23 protein-coding genes are annotated in these 24,317 nt (G+C 60.6%); 15 read left to right on the forward strand and 8 right to left on the reverse strand.

What is annotated here, in order from left to right; genetic code table 11:
* Window positions 1–46 precede the first annotated feature (46 nt).
* Both E4O98_RS26305 and E4O98_RS26310 read left to right on the forward strand, forming a co-directional pair.
* On the forward strand, window positions 47–940 hold the full coding sequence (locus E4O98_RS26305; RefSeq protein WP_032879516.1) for an NAD-dependent epimerase/dehydratase family protein: 894 nt from the start codon (window positions 47–49) through the stop codon (window positions 938–940).
* A 195-nt stretch (window positions 941–1,135) separates the two neighbouring features.
* Complete coding sequence (locus tag E4O98_RS26310; RefSeq protein WP_248136693.1) at window positions 1,136–2,581, forward strand: SulP family inorganic anion transporter; 1,446 nt, start codon at window positions 1,136–1,138, stop codon at window positions 2,579–2,581.
* 36 nt (window positions 2,582–2,617) lie between these two features.
* Here the strand turns inward: E4O98_RS26310 and E4O98_RS26315 are convergent, their stop codons facing one another.
* Window positions 2,618–2,998, reverse strand: a complete 381-nt coding sequence (locus E4O98_RS26315; RefSeq protein WP_032803711.1) for a lysozyme inhibitor LprI family protein — start codon at window positions 2,996–2,998, stop codon at window positions 2,618–2,620.
* A 246-nt stretch (window positions 2,999–3,244) separates the two neighbouring features.
* On the opposite strand from E4O98_RS26315, the gene E4O98_RS26320 reads away from it, so the two are divergent.
* Genes E4O98_RS26320 through E4O98_RS26335 form a run of 4 tightly spaced genes read left to right on the forward strand, consistent with a single transcriptional unit; the run spans window position 3,245 to window position 7,343 of the window.
* The gene (locus E4O98_RS26320; RefSeq protein ID WP_248136694.1) at window positions 3,245–4,594 is read left to right on the forward strand and encodes a gluconate:H+ symporter; all 1,350 of its coding nucleotides are present in this window, start codon (window positions 3,245–3,247) and stop codon (window positions 4,592–4,594) included.
* 25 nt (window positions 4,595–4,619) lie between these two features.
* Window positions 4,620–5,480, forward strand: a complete 861-nt coding sequence (locus E4O98_RS26325) for a MurR/RpiR family transcriptional regulator (RefSeq protein WP_248136696.1) — start codon at window positions 4,620–4,622, stop codon at window positions 5,478–5,480.
* A 1-nt stretch (window position 5,481) separates the two neighbouring features.
* On the forward strand, window positions 5,482–6,945 hold the full coding sequence (locus tag E4O98_RS26330) for a D-aminoacylase (RefSeq protein WP_248136698.1): 1,464 nt from the start codon (window positions 5,482–5,484) through the stop codon (window positions 6,943–6,945).
* Between the two features lie 29 nt (window positions 6,946–6,974).
* Complete coding sequence (locus E4O98_RS26335) at window positions 6,975–7,343, forward strand: glyoxalase superfamily protein (RefSeq protein WP_032879523.1); 369 nt, start codon at window positions 6,975–6,977, stop codon at window positions 7,341–7,343.
* 626 nt (window positions 7,344–7,969) lie between these two features.
* On the opposite strand, the gene E4O98_RS26340 is transcribed toward E4O98_RS26335, so the two are convergent.
* The 4 genes from E4O98_RS26340 to E4O98_RS26355 form a co-directional block, all read right to left on the reverse strand.
* Window positions 7,970–9,889, reverse strand: a complete 1,920-nt coding sequence (locus E4O98_RS26340) for a methyl-accepting chemotaxis protein (RefSeq protein WP_032879524.1) — start codon at window positions 9,887–9,889, stop codon at window positions 7,970–7,972.
* Between the two features lie 166 nt (window positions 9,890–10,055).
* Window positions 10,056–11,885, reverse strand: coding sequence for a CocE/NonD family hydrolase (locus E4O98_RS26345; protein ID WP_248136700.1), 1,830 nt, complete (start codon window positions 11,883–11,885; stop codon window positions 10,056–10,058).
* Between the two features lie 19 nt (window positions 11,886–11,904).
* On the reverse strand, window positions 11,905–13,332 hold the full coding sequence (locus E4O98_RS26350) for an AbgT family transporter (protein WP_032879527.1): 1,428 nt from the start codon (window positions 13,330–13,332) through the stop codon (window positions 11,905–11,907).
* Window positions 13,333–13,444: 112 nt separating this feature from the next.
* Complete coding sequence (locus E4O98_RS26355) at window positions 13,445–14,341, reverse strand: LysR family transcriptional regulator (RefSeq protein ID WP_148852678.1); 897 nt, start codon at window positions 14,339–14,341, stop codon at window positions 13,445–13,447.
* Between the two features lie 210 nt (window positions 14,342–14,551).
* Between E4O98_RS26355 and E4O98_RS26360 the strand changes: the two genes are divergently transcribed.
* The gene (locus tag E4O98_RS26360) at window positions 14,552–15,748 is read left to right on the forward strand and encodes an OprD family porin (RefSeq protein ID WP_248092691.1); all 1,197 of its coding nucleotides are present in this window, start codon (window positions 14,552–14,554) and stop codon (window positions 15,746–15,748) included.
* Window positions 15,749–15,852: 104 nt separating this feature from the next.
* Window positions 15,853–16,470, forward strand: a complete 618-nt coding sequence (locus E4O98_RS26365) for an FKBP-type peptidyl-prolyl cis-trans isomerase (protein ID WP_014719893.1) — start codon at window positions 15,853–15,855, stop codon at window positions 16,468–16,470.
* A gap of 60 nt (window positions 16,471–16,530) precedes the next feature.
* On the opposite strand, the gene E4O98_RS26370 is transcribed toward E4O98_RS26365, so the two are convergent.
* The 3 genes from E4O98_RS26370 to E4O98_RS26380 all read right to left on the reverse strand — a co-directional run bounded on the left by E4O98_RS26370 (window position 16,531) and on the right by E4O98_RS26380 (window position 18,439).
* Window positions 16,531–16,788, reverse strand: a complete 258-nt coding sequence (locus tag E4O98_RS26370) for a hypothetical protein (RefSeq protein ID WP_005791321.1) — start codon at window positions 16,786–16,788, stop codon at window positions 16,531–16,533.
* 159 nt (window positions 16,789–16,947) lie between these two features.
* Window positions 16,948–17,289, reverse strand: a complete 342-nt coding sequence (locus tag E4O98_RS26375) for a zinc ribbon domain-containing protein YjdM (RefSeq protein WP_005791320.1) — start codon at window positions 17,287–17,289, stop codon at window positions 16,948–16,950.
* A gap of 181 nt (window positions 17,290–17,470) precedes the next feature.
* Window positions 17,471–18,439 carry a polyprenyl synthetase family protein gene (locus tag E4O98_RS26380; RefSeq protein WP_005791318.1) on the reverse strand — a complete coding sequence of 323 codons (969 nt, stop codon included), beginning with the start codon at window positions 18,437–18,439 and terminating at the stop codon, window positions 17,471–17,473.
* A gap of 239 nt (window positions 18,440–18,678) precedes the next feature.
* On the opposite strand from E4O98_RS26380, the gene rplU reads away from it, so the two are divergent.
* From rplU to E4O98_RS26415, 7 genes are all read left to right on the forward strand, one after another.
* The gene (gene rplU / locus E4O98_RS26385; protein WP_003176051.1) at window positions 18,679–18,993 is read left to right on the forward strand and encodes a 50S ribosomal protein L21; all 315 of its coding nucleotides are present in this window, start codon (window positions 18,679–18,681) and stop codon (window positions 18,991–18,993) included.
* 34 nt (window positions 18,994–19,027) lie between these two features.
* Complete coding sequence (rpmA, locus tag E4O98_RS26390; protein WP_003176049.1) at window positions 19,028–19,285, forward strand: 50S ribosomal protein L27; 258 nt, start codon at window positions 19,028–19,030, stop codon at window positions 19,283–19,285.
* Between the two features lie 192 nt (window positions 19,286–19,477).
* On the forward strand, window positions 19,478–20,701 hold the full coding sequence (gene cgtA, locus E4O98_RS26395) for an Obg family GTPase CgtA (protein WP_032879532.1): 1,224 nt from the start codon (window positions 19,478–19,480) through the stop codon (window positions 20,699–20,701).
* Window positions 20,702–20,810: 109 nt separating this feature from the next.
* Entirely contained in the window at window positions 20,811–21,929 is a 1,119-nt protein-coding gene (gene proB, locus E4O98_RS26400) for a glutamate 5-kinase (RefSeq protein ID WP_005791305.1), read from the forward strand.
* A gap of 16 nt (window positions 21,930–21,945) precedes the next feature.
* Complete coding sequence (locus tag E4O98_RS26405; RefSeq protein WP_032879534.1) at window positions 21,946–22,410, forward strand: CreA family protein; 465 nt, start codon at window positions 21,946–21,948, stop codon at window positions 22,408–22,410.
* Between the two features lie 101 nt (window positions 22,411–22,511).
* Window positions 22,512–22,994, forward strand: a complete 483-nt coding sequence (locus tag E4O98_RS26410; RefSeq protein WP_032879536.1) for a glutathione peroxidase — start codon at window positions 22,512–22,514, stop codon at window positions 22,992–22,994.
* 219 nt (window positions 22,995–23,213) lie between these two features.
* Window positions 23,214–24,317, forward strand: a complete 1,104-nt coding sequence (locus E4O98_RS26415; RefSeq protein WP_032879538.1) for an NADH:flavin oxidoreductase — start codon at window positions 23,214–23,216, stop codon at window positions 24,315–24,317.

Consider the following 24,317-nt stretch of genomic DNA (forward strand, 5'->3'; position numbering starts at 1 on the left):
GGGCTGGATACTGGGTGCATCACTTACCCAGTCAGGAGCAACCTCCATGAATGTATTCGTTACCGGTGCAGCAGGGTTTATCGGCGGTTCCATCGCCACCGGCCTGGTCAACGCTGGCCATGACGTCACCGGCCTGGTGCGCAGCGCCGAACAAGCCGCCGAAATGACCGCCCTGGGCATTACGCCGGTGATCGGCACCCTCGACGACGCAGCCGTATTGACCGAGCAGGCACAGAAGGCCGATGCGGTGATCAACGCTGCCAGCAGCGACCATCGCGCCGCCGTGGAAACCTTGCTGGCCGCCTTGAAAGGCTCGAACAAGCCGTTCCTGCATACCAGCGGGTCGAGCATTGTCGGTGATGCGTCGGGCGGCAAGGCCAGTGAAGTCATCTACTTCGAAGGCAACCTGCCTGAGCCGACCGTCGACAAAGCCGCGCGGGTGGCGATCGACAACCTGATCCTCGCGGCGGCCAGTGACGGTGTGAATTCGGCGGTGATCTGCAACACCCTGATCTACGGCCACAGCCTGGGCGTGAAGCGTGACAGCGTGCAATTGCCACGCTTGCTCAAGCAGGCACGCAAGAGCGGTGTAGTGCGCCATGTGGGCAGCGGGCAGAACATCTGGTCCAACGTGCACATTGAGGATGTGGTCGCCCTGTATCTGCTGGCACTGACCAAAAACGTCCCGGGTACTTTCTACTTTGTGGAAAGCAGCGAAGCGGCGTTTATCGACATGACTACGGCGATTGCCCAGACGCTGAACCTGGGCGAACCGCAGGATTGGCCGTTGGCCGAGGCTGAAGCCGAGTGGGGCTATGAAATGGCCAACTACGGGTTGGGCTCCAACAGTCGCGTACGCGGCAAGCACGCTCGCGAACTGCTGGGCTGGGTGCCCAAGCGTACGTCGGTGGTGGAGTGGATTCGCAACGAGATGGTCTGATGTTGGCTTGAGACCTGGGTGTAGCTATCGGGAGCAAGCCCCCTCCCACATTTGACCGAATTCCAACTTTGGAATGCATTCAAGTGTGGGAGGGGGCTTGCTCCCGATTGGGGCCACTCAGTTCTGGAGGCTAGCCCCACTCGCCGCAATTCCGTACCATTCCTCGCCTCATCCCTCGCAATTCCCCGGTACTCCATGAACCTCACCCGTCTGCGCGCCGACGCCCTGGCCGGCCTCACCACGTCTTTTGCGCTGCTGCCCGAATGCATCGCCTTTGCCCTGGTGGCCCACCTCAACCCGCTGATGGGGCTCTACGGCGCCTTTATCATCTGCACCCTCACAGCCTTGTTCGGTGGCCGCCCGGGCATGGTCTCGGGCGCAGCCGGCTCGATGGCGGTGGTGATTGTTGCGCTGGTGGTGCAACACGGTGTGGAGTATTTGCTGGCGACAGTACTGTTGGGCGGGTTGATCATGGTCGCCTTCGGCCTGCTGCGCCTGGGCAAGCTGGTGCGCATGGTGCCGCACTCGGTGATGCTCGGTTTCGTCAACGGCCTGGCGATCATCATTGCGCTGGCGCAACTGGAACATTTCAAGAGCGGCCAACGCTGGCTAAGCGGCACGCCCTTATATGTGATGGCGGGCCTGGTTGTGGTGACCATGGCGATTGTCTACCTGCTGCCACGCCTGACCCGAGTTGTGCCGCCCGCGTTGGTGGCGATCCTTGGCGTTGGTCTGGCGGTGTACCTGCTTGGTCTGCCGACCCGTACGCTGGGCGATATGGCGCATATCGCCGGTGGCTTGCCGACCTTCGCCCTGCCGCAAATCCCCTGGACCTTCGACACTCTCGGCATCATCGCGCCCTACGCGTTCCTGATGGCGATGGTCGGCCTGCTGGAAACCCTGCTGACCCTCAACCTCACCGACGAAATCACCGAAACCCGAGGCTACCCCGACCGCGAAAGCGTGGCGCTGGGCGCAGCTAATATGGTCTCGGGCCTGTTTGGCGGCATGGGCGGTTGCGCGATGATCGGGCAAACCGTGATCAACCTCAGCTCCGGCGGGCGCGGGCGTTTCTCAGGGGTGTTTGCCGGTGTGATGATCCTGCTGTTCATTCTGTTTCTGTCACCGCTGATTGAGCGTATTCCGCTGGCGGCGCTGGTGGGCGTGATGTTTGTAGTGTCGCAGCAGACCTTCGCCTGGGCCTCGTTGCGGGTGATCAACAAGGTGCCGCTCAATGATGTGCTGGTGATCATGGCGGTGACGATCATCACCGTGTTCACGGATCTGGCCACCGCGGTGCTGTGCGGTATCGTCATCGCCGCGTTGAATTTTGCCTGGCAGCAGGCGCGAGAGCTGTACGCCGATGAACATCTGGAGGCCGACGGCAGCAAGCTTTACCGGGTGCATGGCACCTTGTTCTTCGCCTCGACCACGCCGTTCTTGAACCAATTCGACCCGGCCAATGACCCGGCCCAGGTGACGCTGGATTGCCGCCACCTGAGTGTTGTCGACTATTCGGCGATCGCTGCGCTGATGACGTTGCGCGAGCGCTATGCCAAGGCCGGTAAGCATCTGCGGGTGCTGCATTTATCCGAGCGCTGCAAGAAGCTGCTCAAGCGCGCCAGGGTTCACCATGACTGAGCAAGCTCCCTCGCCACAATAGACCGGCTCCAGCAGTCAGGGGCCTACCAGGTCTTCAAGCTCCTGGGCGCGGGTCTGGGTCATGTCCAGCACGCAGCCGGAGCCGTTGACCTGATCAATGGTGCCGCCAGTGGCGCTGCCGGCGAAGGCGCAGTTGGCATCGCGGTATTTGATCCACAGGCGCTGCACGTCTTGCAGTTGCTGCTTGTGCGCGCCGTCCTGGGCGGCGAGGGCGGTCTTGTAGGCGCGGTTCAAGCGCTCGTCCTGCACCTTGGCTTGTTTGGCGTTGCAATTGACCATGTCTGCCGTGGTATTGGCGCTGTCCATGCATTTTTTCAACGCGGCATTGTCGGCGGCATACGCTGTGCCGCCCAAGCAGAGAAGCAGGGCGCTGGCGGCGAGTGTGGTGCGAATCATGGGCGGTTTCCTGAGCATGAGTGGATGCGCATTCTATGACTCAAGGGCGGCGCTTGAGTTTCCGGCATTCCTGATCTTCATGTAAGAACATCCCCCGTATTTTCATGGGCTGGCGCTGGACATATCTCCATGCGACAACGCTTGTCCGTGGGCGAAAATTACTTTCATGAAAATTGAAAATACTCCTCGGTAATGATTTATGAGTTTCACAACCAATTCGACGTGACCCTTTCCGAGGAGTACCGCATGGCCGCATTACCGGGCTTCGGGCTACTGGCATACGCTGCCATTGCCATCATTGCATTGATCGTTCTGATTGCACGTTACCGACTCAACCCGTTTATCGTCATTACGCTGGTGTCCATCGGCCTCGCGCTGATGGCCGGAATGCCGGCGGACACGATCATGGGGTCGTATGAGGCGGGCGTCGGTAAAACCCTGGGGCATATCGCCCTGGTGGTGGCGCTGGGCACCATGCTCGGCAAGATGATGGCCGAGTCGGGTGGCGCCGAGCAGGTGGCGCGTACGCTGATCAACCGCTTCGGTGAACGCAACGCCCACTGGGCGATGGTGTGCATTGCGTTCCTGGTGGGGCTGCCGCTGTTTTTCGAGGTCGGCTTTGTGCTGCTGGTGCCGATTGCCTTTACCGTGGCGCGGCGCGTGGGCGTATCGATCCTGATGGTCGGCCTGCCGATGGTCGCCGGCTTGTCGGTGGTGCACGCGCTGGTGCCACCGCATCCGGCGGCGATGATGGCGGTGCTGGCCTACAACGCCTCGGTCGGACAGACGGTGCTGTATGCGATTTTGATCGGTATCCCCACGGCGATCATCGCCGGCCCCGTCTACGCCAAGTTCATCGTGCCGCATATTCACCTGCCGGCCGAGAACCCGCTGGAGCGCGAGTTTATCGAGCGCGAACCGCGTACTCGCCTGCCCAGTTTTGCACTGACCATGGGCACCATCCTGTTGCCGGTGGTACTGATGATGATCGGCGGCTGGGCCAATGTGATTTCCACCCCGGGCAGTGGTTTCAATCAGTTCCTGCTGTTTATCGGCAATTCGGTGATCGCCCTGCTGGTGGCGACCCTGGTGAGTTTCTGGACCCTGGGCCTGGCCCAGGGCTTCAACCGGGAGTCGATTCTCAAGTTCACCAACGAATGCCTGGCGCCGACCGCCAGTATCACCTTGCTGGTGGGCGCGGGCGGTGGTTTGAATCGCATTCTGGTGGACGCCGGTGTGACCAATGAAATCCTCGGCCTGGCCCACGCGTTCCACTTGTCGCCGCTGGTGATGGGCTGGCTGTTCGCTGCGTTGATGCGCATCGCCACGGGCTCGGCCACCGTTGCCATGACCACTGCATCCGGGGTGGTCGCGCCCGTTGCTTTGGGCCTGGGTTATCCACACCCCGAATTGCTGGTGCTGGCGACCGGCGCGGGCTCGGTGATTTTTTCTCACGTTAACGACGGCGGCTTCTGGCTGATCAAGGAATACTTCAATATGACGGTGATCCAGACCTTCAAGACCTGGACCGTACTGGAGACCCTGATTTCGCTGGTCGCCTTCGGTCTGACCTACGGCCTGTCACTGGTTTTATGAGCCTGACCCTCTAACCGGAGCCTCCATGGACATCCTCTACCAGATCCGCGCCCGCCAGGACTCGTTCAGCGCCGGCGAAGGGCGTATCGCCAAGTTGATGCTTGAGGATGTGGGCTTTGCCGCCTCGGCCAGCCTGGAGGCGTTGTCTCAGCGGGCCGAGGTCAGCACCGCGACCTTGTCGCGTTTTGCCCGCAGCGTCGGCTGCCGTGACTTGCGCGATTTGCGCCTGCAACTGGCCCAGGCCAGTGGCGTGGGCAGTCGCTTCCTGGACCCGGCGGGGCTGCCGGAACAGTCGGCCTTTCATCGGCAAATCCTGGGCGATATCGAAGCGACGTTGCGCCAGCATTTGTCAGGTTTCAACCAGCACAGCTTTGCCGACGCGGTCACTTTGCTGAGCAAGGCGCGGATGATTCACGCGTTCGGCATGGGCGGCCCCTCCAGCCTGTGCAGTGATGAACTGCAAGTGCGCCTGGTGCGTCTGGGCTACCCGATTGCCGCCTGCCATGACCCGGTGATGATGCGCGTCACGGCCGCGACCCTGGGCCCGCAACATGCCTTGCTTGTCTGTTCCCTCACCGGCCGTACGCCCGAATTACTGGATGTGGTGAAGCTGGCGCGCAACTACGACGCGCGGATTATTGCCCTCACCCTCGCGGACTCACCCCTGGCCGAACTGGCGGATGTGTTGCTGCCGCTGCAACCGGCGGAGACCAGCTTTATCTACAAACCCACCGCCGCCCGATACGGCATGTTACTGGCCATCGACCTGCTTGCCACCGAGCTGGCGCTGGCCTTGCCGGACGACAATCAGGAACGCCTGCGCCGGATCAAGCTGGCCCTGGATGATTACCGCGGCGGCCCTGACAGCCTGCCGCTTGGAGACTGATATGAAATACGACACGCTGATTCGCCAGGCGCTGGTCATTGATGGCAGCAACACCGAAGGGTTTGTCGCCGATGTGGGCGTGCGCGGTGGGCGCATCCAGGCGATGGGTGACCTGTCCGCCGACGAGGCCGCGCATGTCATCGATGCGCATGGCCGGGTATTGGCGCCGGGCTTTATCGATGTGCACACCCACGATGACACGGTGGTGATCCGCCAGCCGCAGATGCTGCCCAAGCTCAGCCAGGGCGTGACCACGGTGATTGTCGGCAACTGTGGCATCAGCGCTTCGCCGGTGAGTTTGCGCAGTGACCCGCCAGACCCAATGAACTTGTTGGGCAGCCGTGAGCAGTTCTGTTATCCGCGGTTCAGCGATTATCGCAACGCAGTGCAAGGCGCCCATCCGGCAGTGAACGTTGCGGCATTGATCGGCCACACCGCGCTGCGCAGCAACCATATGGATGACCTGCATCGCACCGCCACACCGTATGAAATCGCGGCCATGCGCGTGCAGTTGCAAGAGAGCCTGGAGGCCGGTGCCCTGGGGTTATCCACAGGCCTGGCCTACGCCAGCGCATTCAACGCCGAGACCGATGAAGTGTTGCAACTCGTTGAGGAACTGACGGCCTATGGTGCGGTGTACACCACGCATTTACGCAGCGAGTTCGAGCCGGTGCTGGAGGCAATGGATGAGGCGTTTCTGATCGGCCGACATGCCAGGGTGCCGGTGATTATTTCCCACCTTAAATGCGCTGGTGCCGGTAACTGGGGGCGTAGTCCGCAGTTGTTGGCGGCCCTGGAAGCTGCGGCAAAAAACCATCCGGTGGGCTGTGATTGCTATCCCTATGCCGCCAGCTCCTCGACCCTGGATCTCAAGCAGGTGACCGACGCGTTTCGCATCACCATCACCTGGTCGACGCCGCACCCCGAAATGGGTGGGCGGGATCTGCAGGCTATCGCTGCCGAGTGGGGCGTTTCGCTAATGGACGCTGCCCGTCGCCTGCAACCGGCGGGAGCGGTGTACTACGGGATGGACGAAGACGATGTGCGGCGCATCCTCGCCCATCCGTTGTCGATGGTGGGCTCCGATGGTTTGCCCGAAGATCCGTTTCCCCACCCGCGCTTGTGGGGGGCGTTCCCGCGGGTGCTGGGGCACTTCAGCCGCGATGTCGGCTTGTTCCCGTTGCACACGGCGGTGCACAAGATGACTGGTCTGTCGGCAGCGCGCTTTGGCTTATCCGAGCGTGGCGAAATCCGCGAAGGGTACTGGGCCGACCTGGTGTTGTTCGACCCGTTGCGGGTGCGTGATGTGGCAGATTTCAACACACCGCAACGTGCAGCGGAAGGGATCGACGGTGTGTGGGTTAACGGCGTACTGAGCTACAGCAATGGGCAGGCCAACGGCCAGCGGCCAGGGCGATTCCTGGCGCGCAGTGGGGATTTGCGTGGCGGCTTTTCGTCTTTATAGTGGGCGTTCTCATACACGGAGCGGTCGCCATGCACTTAGGAAAAGTCACCCCCATCCTGCGGATTTTCGACGAGACCAAAGCGTTGGAATTCTACGTCGACTTCCTGGGGTTCAAGGTCGATTGGCAGCATCGGTTCGAGGCGAATTTCCCGTTGTACCTGCAAGTGTCGCTGGGTGAGTGCGTGTTGCATTTGTCCGAGCACCATGGCGATGCTTCGCCGGGCGCGGCGGTGCGGATCCAGGCGCAAAGGGTGGATGCGTACCAGCAGCAATTGCTCGGCAAGGATTACCGCTATGCCAAGCCTGGGGTCGAGGAAACGCCTTGGGGATCGCGGGAAATGAGCATCCGGGATCCGTTCGGGAATCGCTTGGTGTTTGTCGAGGACAGCGAGGGCTAAGTGGCAAATGGCAGGCAATAAAAAACCGCCTTGATAGGGCGGTTTTTTTTGCAAACCCAGTTAGTGGCTGGGGTTGCGGCTTCACAGGAGCACTGGCGTGGTCACAATACTACTGCTGCTTTAGGGCGTTATGCAACACCAGACGAACAAGAGTTTTTCACGGCAGCATTGATCTTTTGTGTTGTTTAACTTTGCAAAAAACAGCAACAGATTTTAAGGCTAGCTGGCCGTTGTTCGTTACACCTTGGAGCAGAGTGCTGAGCTAGTATCGCCCTCGTTCTGTGTTCGTCGTGAAGTAGGTTGGCTGGGTTCGCGCGCAAATTTTGGACCGCCCGCCACGGGCTAGTAATCCGTGCCGGATTCACGCGGGAGGACCATAAACCCCGCCGCCTCACAGGAGCACTGGTGTGCATCCAAAGGCCCACATGTTCCGGTAAGTGCGCTGGAGGTAAGGCCCAACTCACGGAGGGCCGAGTATGTCTAAGTTTGCACGACGTACATGGAACCTCGTAGTGAACTGCCTGCGTGCGTATCACGTATGGAAGTTCCTGCGGGACAGCTTCGATGACCGTTAAGGTCTGAGAGGTGGAGCCGCCTCGGTCTAGATCGAGGCGGCTTTTTGGTGTCTACACCCGGAAATGACTGACCATCTGCTGCAACTGGCTACCCAATCGAGCCAGTTCCACACTCGACTTGGCCGTCTCATCACTGGCAGTCGCGGTCTGCTCGGACACGTCCCGCACATTCACGATACTGCGGCTGATCTCTTCCGCTACGGCGCTCTGCTGCTCGGCGGCCGCGGCAATCTGCTGGTTCATCGACTGGATATTCGACACCGTACGGGTGATGTTTTCCAGGGATACCCCGGCCTTGCGCGTCAGTTCGACGCTGCTGTCGGTGAGGCTGCGGCTGTTGTTCATCACGCTGGCGACTTGTTGGGTGCCGTTCTGCAAGCCGGCCACCAGGCCTTCGATTTCCTCGGTGGATTTCTGTGTACGCTGGGCCAGGCCGCGTACTTCGTCGGCGACCACGGCAAAGCCACGGCCGGCTTCACCGGCACGCGCGGCTTCAATGGCGGCGTTGAGGGCCAGCAGGTTGGTCTGTTCGGCCACGGCCTTGATCACGTCCATCACGCTGCCGATCTTGTTGCTCTCTTGTTGCAGGTGCGTCATGGCGTCGGTGGAGCGGGCGACTTCGGCCGCCAGGCGTTCGATCTGGGCGATAGCTTCGGCCACCACCTTGTCGCCTTCGCGGGCCTGGCCGTCGGCGTCGGAGGCGGCTTGGGACGCCTGCTCGGCATTGCGCGCAACTTCCTGCACGGTAGCGGTCATTTCATGCATGGCGGTGGCCACCTGATCGGTCTCGATCTTCTGGCTGTTCACACCGGCGCTGGTTTGCTCGGTCACGGCTGATAGCTCCTCAGCGGCGCTGGCGATCTGGGTCACGCCATCGCGGATGCCGCTGATCAACTCGCGCAGGGTCGTGCCCATGCGCTGGATGCCTTGTTGCAATACGCCCAGCTCATCACGACGGGTCACCTGGATGTTGTGGCTCAAGTCGCCTGAAGCGATGCGCTCCACCACCGCCAGGGTGTCCTGGATCGGGCGGGTGATCTGACGGGTGATGACCCAGGCGGCAATCACGCCGACCAGCAGTGCCAACAAGGTGCTGATCAATTGCAGGCTGCGGGCCTGGGTGCTTTCAGCGTCGCGACGTTCCAGTTGGATGTCGTACAGCTTGTCGCTGATCGTCACGATATCGGCGCCCTGGGTGGTCATTTCGGCGCGGGCGGTGACGATGTTGGCGTTGGCTGCCTTGTAGCTCTGCACGGCGCTGCGATAGGCACCGAGGGCGGCTTCCAGTGCGGACAATGCGTTTTGCTGGCCGGTACCGAACGCCGCGCTAAGGCCCTTCAAACCGCCGACGGCTTTTTCCAGTTGCGCAGCAGCGCGGGCTTCGGTTTCTGCGTTGGGGCTATTGGTATAGCCGCGCACTTCGTAGCGAGCTTGCTGGAACTCATTCTTGGCTTGGGTCACGGCCAGAAATTGCGTGAAGCGCTCCGGGCTATCGGGCGCCTGCTGCACACTGGTTTCCAGTGCATTGATTTGTGCGTTGGCGACATCGGCTTTGGCGCCCATGACGTCGCGCGCAGCGTTGCCATTGCGGTAGGCCTCGCGCATTTTGTTCAGGGACTGGCGGTAAGCAGTGATGACGGCTTTCTGGTCATTGAGCAGTTTGAGGTTTTCCGGGCTCTTGAAGCTGTCCAGCAATTTCTGTTGTTGAGCTGCGAAGGCATCCAGGCTGGTCTGCACATTCTGCGCCACGGCTTCGTCGCCATTGGCCAGCATGTATTGCAGGCGTACGATCCGCAGCTTGGTCAGCGAGGCGTTGAGCTGGGTGATGTCGCTCATCCAGTTGCTGCGGTCGATCAGGCCGCCCAGGCTGGTCCAGCCGGTGAGCGCCAGGATCGAGGTGAGGACCAGCACCAGGCCAAAGCCCAGGCCGAGTTTGAGATTGACGCTGATGTTACCGAACCAGCTGTTCATCGAAAGCTCCTTGAAGAGTGATGTCTGTCTGCTGGACGGTGTGTTGTTGTTTGAGCCAGCCAAGATGTGTAGGGCTGTATCGGCGGCAAAGGATGATTCTGAAGTACTTTTCTTGCGGGGTGACGAAGGGTCGCCATTACCGTGCAGCAATGGCGATCCGATGCGCTCAGGACTCCGCCGTGTTGGGCACCACGGTAAGCCTGAGGCAGGAGGCGGCGGCGTGGCTCAGGTGCACATTATTGTGGGCAACCCGAGGGTGGCTGGCCTGGCCTGAAGGCTCGCCGCTGTTGGGGTTGACGTCAAAGCGCGGGAAATTGCTGCTGGCGATGTCCAGGCGCAACCGATGGCCGCGCTTGAACAGGTTGCAGGTGGCGAAAGGCTCGATCAGCACTTTCACTCGCTCACCCGGCGTCAGGGCCGTCGGTTGTTCCCATGAGTCGCGATAACGGCAGCGACGGATGCCGTCGGTGATGTTCATCGCAAAGCCCTCGGGGTAGTCGGCGCTGGGCGGGTACACGTCCACCAGTTTGGCGGTGAAGTCGGTGTCGGGTGCATCGCTGTCGATCCACAGCTCGATCTGCACGTCACCGGCGACGATCAGGTCGTCGTCGAGCGGCTCGGTCTGGAACACCAGCACGTCATCGCGCTGGGCCAGGGGACGGTTGTCCCCTTGGGTGCCGAAAAAATCGAGGCGCTCCCGTTGATCGAAGGCTCCGCCGACAAACACGGGGGCACCGGAGGTTAGCGCGCCGCCGATGGTCGGGACCGGGTGGGCCGGGTCGGCGCGGTAACTCAAGTGGGCGTCAGCCTCGACAGGTGCCGTGTGGCTCAACTGCCTGTGTGCATTCAGATAGAGGGTCAGTGTTTGGCTGCCGGGCAGCGGCCATTGCGTGGTGTGCAGCCAGCGGCCGCCATGGTGCAGGCGTCCGTTTTCGTCGCGGTTACCGCTGCCGCCCCCCATCAGAAACACCTGTACGCTGGCCGTTGTGGTTCGCGGCGACGGCTTGAGGGATTGCTCGAACCAGGCCAGTCGGCAACTGAGCCAATCCTGATCGACCTGGCCGTCAAAGGCGGCTTGCGGGCCGAATTCCACATCGCCGCTGTGGCTGATATTACGGTCGCCGTGCAGCCACGGGCCCATCACCAGTCGTTGGCTGGCCGTACCTTGGAGTGTGAAGGCGCGGTAATTGGCCAGGGTCGAACTGACGTAGGCGTCGTACCAACTGGACATGAACAGCACCGGGATATCGGGCAGTTGTGCGTAGTGACCTTCGGCATAGAGGCCAGACTTTTGCCAATACTCACCGAAGGTGCCCTGAGCCCATTGCTCCAACACATAGGCTTCGTATTCCGGCACATGGCGCAGGGGCGATTGCCCGGGTTGCCATGGCATACGCGTGAACCACTGATAAATATCTTCCTGTTCCAGCGCTTCACGAACCAACGGGTCGGCCAGGGCAGCAGGGCTTTCCTTGGCCTGGCGAAAGGCCCAGGTGGCCTGCTTGAGTTCGAAGGCGCCGCCCTGGCGAATCCCGCAATGGTAGGCGTTGGCGAAGCCGCCGCTGTCGAGCACCATGCTGCTCAGGCCCGGCGGGGGCAGGCAAGCCATCGCCAGTTGTGTGTGGGCAGCATAAGACAAGCCCATACTGCCGATCTTGCCGTTGCACCAGGGCTGTTGGATGATCCAGGCCAGGGTGTCGAAACCGTCTTCGCCCTCGGCGGTGTATTTGGTGAATGTGCCTTCGGAGGCGTACCGTCCACGGCAGTCCTGGAAAATTGCGACAAAGCCTTGCTCGGTAAACCGTGCGGCCATTTGCTCACGGGAGATGTGTTGGCCGTCGAGCTGTTTTTCCGAGCGGGAAGGTTTGCTCTTGTCGTAGGGCGTGCGCTCGATCACCACCGGAAACGGCCCATTGCTGTCCTCCGGCACATAGATGTCAGTGGCCAGGTGGATGCCGTCACGCATCCGGATCATTTGGTTGTGCAGAATATGCATGGGGAGAACACTCATCGATTCAGTACCCGCTCGTTACCGCAATGGCCAGCAACACCATCGCCAGCACGGCGTAGATCAGGAACAGCGGCAGGATGTAGCGCGCCCATTGGCCCCAACCGACATTGGCGGTGGCCAACAGCACCAGCAGGCCGCTGGACGTGGGGGTGATCATGTTGGTCAGGCCATTGCCCATCAGAAATGCGAACACCGTGGTCTGCGGGCTGACGCCGGACAACTGACCCAAGGGCCCGAAGATCGGCATGGTTACCGCCGCCTGGCCGGAGGTGGATGGGATCAGCACATCCAGCCCCAGTTGTGCGAAGAACATGCCGTAGGCCGACACGATCGGACCATGGTCGCCCACCAGGTTGGCCAGGCTGTTGACGATGGTGTCCAGGACCTGGCCGGTACTGAGGATGATCTCCACGGCGGTAGCCAGACCGATCAGCACGCCGGCGATCAGCACCTTCTTCATTCCATCGACAAAGGCACTGGCGGCAACGCTGGCGCCGAGCCCGGCGATCACGCTGAAGGCCAGCGTCAGCAGCAGGTAGAACGCCGACAGCTCGTGGTATTTCCAGCCCCAGCGGTTGGAGGCGTAGACCAGGAAAGCGATGCCCGTCAGCAGTACGATCAGGTTGATCAGATGGCGCAGGGGCAACGGCGTACTTTCGAAAGTGATCTGCGCCGTGGCATCGTAACCGTGCTTGCGAATACTCCACAGCACGAAGGCAATGCCCACCAGCAGGAAGCTGCAGTAGGCGAGCACACGCATGCTCAGGCCACTGAAGATCGGCAGCCCGACCATCGGCTGGGCCACGGACAGCGCCACTGGATTGGATATCGAGGCCAGGTAGCCGATCTTGACTGAGATCGTGACGATGGCCAGCCCGATCAGGTTCGACAGCCCCAGCCGATTAGCCATGGCAACCATCAACGGCACGATGAGAATAAATTCCTTGGCCAGCCCCATGAAGGTACTGCCGGCGGAAAACACCAGCATCAGGCACGGCACCAGCACATAGATATTGCCCCGTGTCAGACCCAGCATGCGCTCCAGCCCGGCGTCGATCACCCCGGCCTTGTTCAGCACACCGAACATGCCACCGATGAACAGCACCATGAAAATCAGTGCCGCACGCTTCTCGATGCCCTGGGGAATCGCCATGAAGCCTTCCACCAGGGACACCGGGCGCGCCACGGTGTCGCCGGCTTTGCGTGGTTCCAGTGCGAACAGTTGGCTCAGGGAGTCGTGTTTTTCCAGCACCTGGTAAGAGCCCGGGATCACCAGGCCATTCTGGCGCTGGAACGTGCCCGAGTTCACGGCGTAGGTAAACGCCACTGCGAGCAGGACGATACTCAGCAGGATGATGGCGGGATTGATCTGCTTGCGTTGCGTGGTATTTCCCACCGCTGCTTGGGTGGGGATGCTCTGGGATTCGCTCATGCTAGTGGCCCCGGCTTGCGCCGTTATTGTTATAGGGGTGACACGTGTGGGGCGGACACTAGGGCAAAGTTTTCGCGGCGACAACGTTATGCGTGGGTTGGGTTGGGTTGGGCTATGCGTTTTGTGCGGCCAGACGCTGCTTGAGATGCTCGGCAAACGCGTTCACCAGCTGCGACCTGGGCTCATTGGCGCGAAACGCCAGGCCGAATGCGTAGGGCAGCGCCGGGCGAAACGGGCGGGTGACGATGGGCAAGTGCCGGAAGTGGCTGGCCAGCAGACCATTGACGATCGACACCCCCAGCCCCTCGGCAACGAAGCTGCACGCAGCCCCGACCGAGTGCACCTCGACCCGCACCTGCGGCGTGAGGTTGGCGGCACGAAACACCTGGTTCAGCTCGGCCCGCAATGCCCGTTGCCGGCCGAGCATCACCAACGGCACATCGCGCAGATGCTGCACTTCGATGCAGGCGTGACGGGTCAGCGGATGGTCGGCGGGCATCACGCAGACGCCTTCGGTTTGCAGCACCGGCTCGACATCGAAGTCAGGTATTTCCGTGGGCAGGCGTACAAAGCCCAGGTCGGCGGAACGGTCCAGCACCGCACGCTCGATCGTGTCGTAAGAACCGGTCAGCAGTTCCACGACAATGTCGTCATGCTCCTTGAGAAACTGCGCCACGATGCGCGGCAACAGCTCCTGGGTCATGCTGGTGGGCACCCCGACCTTGAGCAGGCTCTTGCGTGAGCGGCCCACGCGCATTTCGTCGGCCAGGCGCTGGATTCGTTGCATGCCATCCACCAGTCCGGCGACTTCGGCGAGCAGTTCCTCGGCTTCGGGCGTCGCCATCAGGCGGCCCTTCTTGCGCAGGAACAAGGCAAAACCCAAGTGCTCTTCCAACTGGCTCAGCAGGCGGCTGACCGCCGATTGCGACAGGCCCATGCGCGTTGCTGCGCCGATGGTCGAGCCGGTGGCCATGATCGCTTTGAAGGCTTCGAGTTGCTTGAGGTTCACCGTGTTTTTCCTGTCGGTTGGGAAGGGCGGCCGGTACTTCACGCATAGCCTGATGCGCTTCTCGCATAACGTTGTGGGGCTGTCGACGAGCCGTTAGTGTCCGCTCCAACGCGACATGCCGTCCAGCCTGCCGCGCGGTGCAACTGCCCATAAAAAACACAACACGGCATTGAGGAATGGTTTATGCGTGAGTTTTTCACGAAAGGGGGAATGGTCTCGGCGGGGCTGCTGGCGAGCCTGTCACCGACATTGATGGCCCAGGGTTTCTGGGAGGATTCCCACGGCCGATTGACCTTGCGCAACTTCTACTTCAACGACGGTTACCGCGACGGTGGTGAAGACCGCAAGGAATGGGCTCAGGGTTTTCTGCTTAATCTTCAGTCTGGTTATACCGAGGGCACCGTGGGTTTTGGCCTGGATGCCCTGGGGCTGGCGGGCCTGCGTCTCGACTCCAGCCCGACGCACGCCGGGACGGGCTTGTTACCTGTGCACGACGATGGTCATGCGGCCAGTGAGTTTTCCAGCCTGGGCGTCACGGCCAAGATGCGCTGGGGCGATGCAGTGGTGAAAACCGGCACGTTGCTGCCGAAAATCCCGGTGCTGGTGCACAACGATGGCCGCTTGTTACCGCAGACCTTCCAGGGCACACAAGTGGAATACAGTGGTATTCGTGACCTGTACCTGCACGCTGGGCACCTGGACAAATTCAAGTTGCGTAACTCCACTGACAGTGTGGATATTTATCCCCAGGGCTACAGCGGAAAAAAGGGTAGTGATTTCGATTTTGCCGGCGCTAGCTACGCGTTTACGCCGAAGCTCAGCGGCACCTGGTACTACGGTGAAATGCGCCAATTCTATCGCCAGCAATTCTTTGGCCTGGTGCATAAGCAGCCGTTGGGCAGCGGCACACTGACCAGCGACTTGCGCTACTTCATTAGTAACGAAGCGGGTGAGGCGCGTAACGGCGAGGTCGACAGTGACATGTTCAGCGGTCTGTTCACTTACCAGCTGGGCCCGCAGGCGCTGGGTGTTGGTTATCAGAAAGTCAGCGGCGACACAGCGTTGCCGTATGCCAGCGTGTCGACGGTGTATTCCTTCAGTAACGCCGGTGTTGGCAAGTTCATCCAGGCTGGTGAGCAGACATGGATGCTGCGCTACGACTATGACTTGACGGCGGTACTGCCGGGCTTGAGTTTCATGACCCGCTACTACAAAGGGCAAAACGGCGAGTTCAAAGGGCGCGAGGCGCGTGAGTGGGAGTCCGACACGAATCTGCGCTATGTGGTCCAGGACAGCACGTTCAAAGGACTGGGCGTGGAGTTGCGCAAGGCCACTTACCGCTCGACTTATGCCAGTGATCGGGACAACTACCGGGTGTACCTGACCTACGACCTGGCGCTCTGGTAGCCGGGGAGGGGGCTGATCATGGGCTGCTCTTGTGTGCTAGTCTGCGGGCCCTTTTAGTTCTGGGCAGCGCGGGAAACCCTGTTGTCCTACAGCGGAGCCTCTTCATGTCCGAAGTTAATCTGTCCACCGACGAAACCCGCGTCAGCTACGGTATCGGCCGTCAGTTGGGCGACCAACTGCGCGACAACCCGCCGCCGGGCGTGAGCCTGGACGCAATCCTGGCCGGCCTGACCGACGCATTTGCAGGCCAGCCGAGCCGTGTTGACCAGGAGCAAATGGCTGCCAGCTTCAAAGTGATCCGCGAGATCATGCAAGCCGAAGCCGCTGCCAAGGCTGAAGCCGCCGCGGGTGCCGGCCTGGCTTTCCTGGCTGAAAACGCCAAGCGTGATGGCATCACCACCCTGGCTTCCGGCCTGCAATTTGAAGTGCTGACTGCCGGCACCGGCGCCAAGCCGACCCGTGAAGATCAAGTGCGTACCCACTACCACGGCACCTTGATCGACGGCACTGTGTTCGACAGCTCCTACGAGCGCGGCCAGCCTGCAGAATTCCCGGTTGGCGGCGTGATCGCCGGCTGGACCGAGGCCCTGCAACTGATGAATGCCGGCAGCAAATGGCGTCTGTACGTGCCGAGCGAACTGGCTTACGGCGCTCAAGGCGTTGGCAGCATCCCGCCGCACAGCGTTCTGGTATTCGACGTCGAGCTGCTCGACGTTCTGTAAGACCTGCTGGTTACCTGTTGGGACGAACGCGTTCGCCCCAACAGGCATTTGCCAGTTTCTTCATGGATGGAACTTGCCATTCAAGTCGGTCGCCGGGCGCAATGCTCGGGCATAGCAGAACAGAAACAAATTCCTCACCACTTCTTTCAGTACTCCAGGCTCACTGGAACTCAGGCCATTGACGTCCAGGTCACCCTGGTCCTGTAGTTCGTTCAGCGCTTCTTCCTCAAGCACCGCACAGACTTCGCCGGTTTCCCGATGCAGGATTCGCAGGTAAGGGTGGGGGCGATCCAGCCAGGCATCTATCAAATAAGTCATGGTCGTTCTCCTTGATGAGTTTCAATGAGAATAATTCTTATTCGTAGAATAGCAAGTATCTATTGGCGGTTTCCGGGTTTTTTTGTGTGGATATTGTTTTCGATCAATCAGGAGGGCGAAACGCCATCCCGCGGCGGGCGCGGGATGGATGCAGCAGCTTCAGACCTTGCGCACGAACTCGGACTTGAGTTTCATCGGGCCGATACCGTCGATCTTGCAGTCGATATCGTGGTCTCCGTCGCACAGGCGGATGTTCTTGACCTTGGTGCCGACCTTGACCACCAGTGAGGTGCCCTTGACCTTGAGGTCCTTGATCACGGTGATGGTGTCGCCGTCCTGCAGGACGTTGCCCACAGAGTCTTTCTTCACGGTCTCATCGCCGGCCACTTCGGCCTCGCCATTGGCGGACCACTCATGGGCGCATTCCGGGCAGACCAGTTGGGTGCCGTCTTCGTAGGTGTATTCGGAATTGCATTTCGGGCAGGGTGGCAACGTGCTCACTAAAGCTCCTTGAGATTCAGGGATGACTAAAAGTCGCACATTATATAGGGTTTTGCGGCGGGAGCGGGGAGGTCAGTGGTGAATGCGATCTAAATGTGGGAGCTGGCTTGCCTGCGATAGCGATGGTGAGTTCACTACCGTCATCGCAGGCAAGCCAGCTCCCACATTAATCAACGCGGAATCAGTGAGTACGGGCCACAGCGAACTCACTCAGTTCCACCAATGCATCCCGGTATTCACTGGCCGGCAAGGCTTCCAGGCACTGGATCGCCCGCGCCACGTAGTCACGCGCCAGTTGCGCGGTGTACTCCAGGGAACCGGAGGCTTCGACGGCGGCACGGATGGCCTCCAGGTCTTCGATCCCGCCTTTCTGGATGGCCTTGCGCACCAGGGCGGCCTGTTCCGGCGTGCCTTCGCGCATGGTGTAGATCAGCGGCAAGGTTGGCTTGCCCTCGGCCAGGTCGTCACCGACGTTCTTGCCCAGGGTTTCGGCGTCGCCCTTGTAGTCGAGCAGGTCATCCACCAGTTGGAACGCCACGCCCAGGTGATCGCCAAAGGTACGCAGGGCTTCGGCCTGTTCGGCGGTGGCGCCACACAGCGCGGCAGCGCTGTGGGTGGACGCTTCGAAGAGCATCGCGGTTTTGCCGCGAATCACTTCCATATAGGTTTCTTCGGTGGTGCTGGCGTCGCGGACCTTGGACAGCTGCAACACTTCGCCTTCGGCGATGATGCGCGTGGCCTGTGAAAGAATCTTCATCACCGGCATCGAGCCCAGTTCGACCATCATTTCGAACGAGCGCGAGTACAGGAAGTCGCCCACCAACACGCTGGGTGCGTTGCCCCACATGGCATTGGCGGTCTCGCGGCCACGCCGCATACCGGACATGTCGACCACGTCGTCATGCAGCAGGGTGGCGGTGTGCAGGAACTCGATGGTCGCGGCCAGCAAGCGCAGGTCATCGCCTTCGCGGCCCAGCGCCTTGCCACACAGCAGTACTAATAAAGGACGCAGGCGTTTACCGCCCGCCGACGTAATATAGTCGCCAATTTTGGAGACCAGCGGCACTTTAGACGTCAGCTGCTGCTTGATGATGCCGTCGACGGCGCTAAAATCGTCCGCGACCGCGCGGTAGAAAGCTTGGGGTTGCATCAGCGACAGTCGCTCCAGAAGGGTTGCGCGGCATGCTAGGACCCTGACCCCGCAGTGTCAAGGCGCGATAGACGGCCCCTTGCAAGCCTCCCATAGCTTGCGTACAATCGCGCACCCTGAACTTCCTGGGCAGCACCTGCCTTACGCAATTGCATTCGGGACGTCCATCCCATGCAGCCATGCCAGCCAATACCTCTTCTTATAAAGCGCTGGGTGAGCAGGATTATCGGAGAAATACCATGTCGTACGCAGTAATTGTTACTGGTGGCAAGCAATACAAAGTCGCCCCAGGTGAATACCTGAAGATCGAAAAACTGGAAATCGCTACTGGCGAATCTGTTACTTTTGATCGCGTTCTGTTGGTCGCCAATGGCGATGACGTGAACATCGGCGCTCCAGTTGTTGCTGGCGCTACCGTTGTGGCTGAAGTGATCTCCCAAGGTCGTCACGATAAAGTCCGCATCATCAAGTTCCGTCGTCGTAAGCACCACATGAAGCGTATGGGCCACCGCCAGTGGTACACCGAGATCAAAATCACCGGTATTCAGGCTTAATTTCAGCCTAATTCCTCACTAGGAGAATTGACTCATGGCACACAAAAAAGCTGGTGGTAGTACCCGTAACGGTCGCGACTCAGAAGCCAAACGCCTTGGCGTGAAGATGTATGGCGGCCAGAAAATCATTCCGGGCAACATCATCGTGCGTCAGCGCGGCACCCAATTCCACGCCGGTTACGGTGTTGGCATGGGTAAAGATCACACCCTCTTCGCTAAAATCGAAGGCGTGATCAAGTTCGAAGTAAAGGGCGCGTTCAACCGCCGTTACGTGAGCGTTGTCGCAGCTTAATTGCGAGATCGCTGGAAAAGCCCTGTCTTGCGACGGGGCTTTTTCGTTTGTGGAGTGAGTCTCTTGCAAAGCTGTTTGTGATGAGCTCAGGCGCAAGTTTGCGGTCGCTGATTGAGGTCGCTGCGCTCATTTTTGCAAGAGTCTTATGTCTTGGTTTCTTAAGCTCGTCCATGCGGCGAGAGGCGTTTTGTTATGAAGTTCGTTGATGAAGTTTCCATCCGAGTAAAAGCAGGCGACGGCGGTAACGGTTGCATGAGTTTCCGTCGCGAAAAATTCATCGAAAACGGTGGTCCGAACGGCGGTGACGGCGGTGACGGTGGCTCCATCTACATGATGGCCGACGAAAACCTCAACACCCTGGTCGACTACCGTTACACCCGGCACTTCGATGCCGAGCGTGGCTCCAACGGCGGCAGCACCGACTGCACCGGCAAAAAAGGTGAAGACCTGATACTGCGCGTACCGGTCGGCACCACGATCATCGATTCCGCGACACAGGAAGTGATTGGCGACCTGACCAAGGCCGGCCAGAAACTGATGGTTGTGCAGGGCGGCTGGCACGGCCTGGGTAACACCCGATTCAAGTCCAGTACCAACCGTGCGCCGCGCCAGACCACGCCGGGCAAGCCGGGCGAACAGCGTGACCTGAAGCTGGAAATGAAAGTACTCGCCGACGTGGGCCTGTTGGGCCTGCCGAACGCCGGCAAAAGTACCTTCATCCGCTCGGTATCGGCCGCCAAGCCGAAGGTCGCCGACTACCCGTTCACCACCCTGGTGCCAAACCTGGGCGTGGTCAGCGTCGACCGCTGGAAGAGCTTCGTGGTTGCCGACATTCCTGGCCTGATCGAAGGGGCTTCCGACGGTGCTGGTCTGGGCATTCGCTTCCTCAAGCACTTGTCCCGCACCCGTTTGCTGCTGCACCTCGTCGACATGGCGCCGCTGGATGACACCAGCGCTGCGGATGCCGCCGAAGTGATCGTCAGCGAGCTGACCAAGTTCAGCCCGGCCCTGGCCGAGCGTGATCGCTGGCTGGTCCTGAACAAGTGCGACCAGATCCTTGAGGAAGAGCACGAAGAGCGCGTCAAGGAAATCGTCGATCGCCTGGAATGGGAAGGCCCGGTCTATGTGATCTCGGCCATTGCCAAAGAAGGCACCGAACGCCTGACCCGCGACATCATGCGTTACCTGGAAGACCGAGCCGACCGCCTGGCGGCCGACCCGGTATTCAAGGCCGAGCTTGCCGAGCTTGACCAGCAGATCGAAGACGAAGCCCGTGCCCAGTTGCAGGCCCTGGACGACCAGCGTGCCCTGCGCCGCAGCGGCGTGAAGTCGGTCCATGACATCGGCGACGATGATTGGGACGAAGAAGACGTGGATGATGAAGACGGTCCGGAAATCATTTACGTGCGCGATTGATTCGTTGCGATAAACTTGAACGCCGCTCCCTGGAGCGGCGTTTTGGTATCCGGGTATAACGTTATGGGCGGCGCTGGGTCGCGCGGCCCTCACTCTAAGGTTGAAGATGATGCGGAGCAAAGTGACAGGTGCGCAGCGCTGGGTCGTGAAGATCGGCAGTGCGTTGCTGACGGCCGATGGCAAGGGGCTGGATCGCGCAGCCATGAGCGTCTGGGTCGAGCAGATGGTGGCCTTGCATGAGGCCGGTGTCGAGTTGGTGCTGGTGTCGTCCGGGGCGGTTGCCGCCGGGATGAGCCGCCTCGGCTGGACCGCGCGACCCAGCGCGATGCACGAACTGCAAGCCGCCGCGGCCATCGGCCAGATGGGCCTGGTGCAAGCCTGGGAGTCCAGCTTTGCCGAGCACGGCCGCCACACGGCGCAGATCCTGCTGACCCACGACGACCTGTCCGACCGCAAGCGCTACCTCAATGCCCGCAGCACCTTGCGCGCCTTGGTGGAGCTCAAGGTCATCCCGGTCATCAATGAAAACGACACCGTGGTCACAGACGAAATCCGTTTCGGCGACAACGACACCCTGGCTGCGCTGGTGGCCAACCTGGTGGAAGCCGACCTGTTGGTGATCCTCACCGACCGCGACGGCATGTTCGACGCCGACCCGCGCAACAACCCCGATGCCCAGTTGATCTACGAAGCCCGCGCCGATGACCCGGCACTGGATGCGGTCGCCGGCAGTGTCGGCGGTGCTCTGGGCCGTGGCGGTATGCAGACCAAACTGCGCGCCGCTCGCCTAGCTGCGCGTTCCGGTGCCCATACCATCATCGTTGGTGGGCGCCTGGAGCGTGTGCTGGATCGCCTCAAGGCCGGTGAGCGCATCGGTACGCTGCTATCACCGGAACGCGGCATGCTGGCAGCGCGCAAGCAGTGGTTGGCCGGGCATCTGCAAACCCGTGGCACCCTGGTGCTGGACGAGGGCGCGGTGTCGGCGTTGTCCCAAGGCAACAAGAGCTTGCTGCCGGTGGGCGTCAAGCTGGTGCAGGGCAGCTTCCGCCGTGGCGAAATGGTGGTGTGCGTCGCGCCGGACGGTCGTGAGATTGCCCGTGGCCTGGCCAACTACAGCGCCCTTGAAGCACAGAAGATAATTGGACAATCGTCTGACGCGATTGTCGGACTCTTGGGTTACATGGCGGAACCGGAACTGGTGCACCGCGATAACCTCATCCTGGTTTAAACGAAAGGAATACCCGATGCGTGTAATGAAGGGATTACTCGGCCTGTTATTGCTCATGCCACTGCTGGCCTCGGCCGAAGAAATCGCCCAGGTCTCGACGGTGTTCAAGTTTGTCGGCCCTAACGACCGGATTGTGGTCGAGGCGTTTGACGACCCCAAGGTTGACGGCGTGACCTGCTACCTGTCGCGTGCCAAGACCGGCGGCGTCAAAGGCGGCCTGGGCCTGGCCGAAGACCGCGCTGAGGCCTCGATTGCCTGCCGCCAGGTTGGCCCGATCCATTTCAAGGGCGAACTCAAGGACGGGGACGAAGTCTTCAAGGAACGCACCTCCCTGGTGTTCAAGACCATGCAGGTGGTGCGTTTCCTCGACAAGAAGCGCAATACCCTGGTGTATCTGGTCTACAGCGACCGCCTGATCGAAGGCAGCCCGCAGAACGCGGTGACGGCGATTCCGATTCTGCCCTGGCCGACCGCTCAGTAACCTGCAGGCGAGTTTTGTCACCGGCGTCTATGATTGAAGACTCGCCGGTTGTAAGCTCCGAGAGCTGCAATGCAAAGAATATGGGATATCTGGAGTTCGTCATGAGTGCTTTCCACGATCTGAAACTCAAAGCCCTGGACGGACAAGAGCTACCGCTGGCGCCCTTCAAGGGCCAGGTTGTGCTGGTGGTCAATGTGGCGTCCAAATGTGGTTTGACCCCGCAATACGCGGCGTTGGAAAACCTCTACCAGCAATACAGGGACCAGGGATTCACGGTGCTCGGCTTGCCGTGCAATCAGTTTGCAGGCCAGGAACCGGGGACCGAACAAGAGATCCGCGAGTTCTGCAGCCTGAACTACGGGGTGAGTTTTCCCCTGGGCAGCAAGCTCGAGGTCAACGGCCCGGATCGTCATCAGCTGTACCGCTTGCTGGCAGGTGAGGGCGCCGAGTTTCCAGGGGACATCACCTGGAACTTCGAGAAATTCCTGTTGGGTAAAGATGGCCGGGTACTCGCGCGCTTCTCGCCGCGTACGTCCCCGGACGACCCGACTATCATGCAGGCCATCGAAAAAGCCCTGAGCTGAAACACACCCACTGTAGGAGCGAGCTTGCTCGCGAAGATCGCCAACGATAACGCGTTGATCCTGACTTAACGCGTGTTCCCGGATTCTTCGCGAACAAGCTCGCTCCTACAGGTATTCGGCTACTTCTACCCCTTTAATCACCCAGATCAATAGTGCTACTAAGCGCTGCACACTCGCCATATTATCCGCGTCATAAATCCCGTCCTGGTGGAGTGCTCCATGCCTGTCCAAGCCTTGTTCAAACCCTTCCAACTCGGTGGACTGCAACTGTCGACCCGCGTGGTCATGGCGCCCATGACCCGTTCGTTCTCTCCGGGTGGTGTACCCAACTCCAAGGTCATCGAGTACTACCGTCGTCGTGCGGCGGCCGGTGTGGGCCTGATCATCACTGAAGGCACCGTGGTCGATCACCGGGCGTCCAACGGCTACCCCAACGTCCCGCATTTCTACGGTGAGGCCGCGCTGGCCGGCTGGAAGAAAGTGGTCGACGCGGTACACGCCGAAGGCGGCAAGATTGTCCCGCAGTTGTGGCATGTGGGTAGCGTGCGCCGTATTGGCACCGAGCCTGATGCCAGCGTGCCTGCTTATGGCCCGATGGAAAAGCTCAAGGACGGCAACGTGGTTGTGCACGGTATGACGCAACAGGACATCAGGGACGTGATCAACGCCTTCGCCCAAGCTGCCAGTGACGCCCAGGCGATCGGCATGGACGGTGTAGAAATCCATGGCGCCCACGGTTACCTGGTGGATCAATTCTTCTGGGAGGGCAGCAACCAGCGCACCGACGAATACGGTGGCAGCCTGGCCAACCGTTCGCGCTTTGCCATTGAGCTGATCGAGGCCACCCGTGCTGCTGTAGGGCCGAATTTTCCGATCATCCTGCGTTTCTCGCAGTGGAAGCAGCAGGACTACACCGCACGCCTGGTGCAAACCCCTGAGGCGCTGGGTGAGTTCCTCAAGCCATTGGCTGAGGCCGGCGTAGATATTTTCCACTGCTCCACTCGCCGTTTCTGGGAGCCGGAGTTTGAAGGCTCCGACCTCAACCTGGCTGGCTGGACGCGTCAGCTCACGGGTAAGCCGACTATCACCGTGGGCAGTGTTGGCCTGGATGGCGAGTTCCTGCAATTTATGGTCAACACCGACAAGGTCGCGCAACCTGCCAGCCTCGAAAAGCTGCTGGAGCGCCTGAATAACGATGAGTTCGACCTGGTGGCCGTAGGGCGTGCGCTGCTGGTGGATCCTGATTGGGCCGTGAAGGTGCGCGAAGGGCGTGAAGGGGACATCTTGCCCTTCAGTCGCGACGCGTTGACCACTCTGGTGTAA

The organism is Pseudomonas sp. W2Jun17, assembly GCF_023127795.1.
Taxonomy (GTDB): domain Bacteria; phylum Pseudomonadota; class Gammaproteobacteria; order Pseudomonadales; family Pseudomonadaceae; genus Aquipseudomonas; species Aquipseudomonas synxantha_A.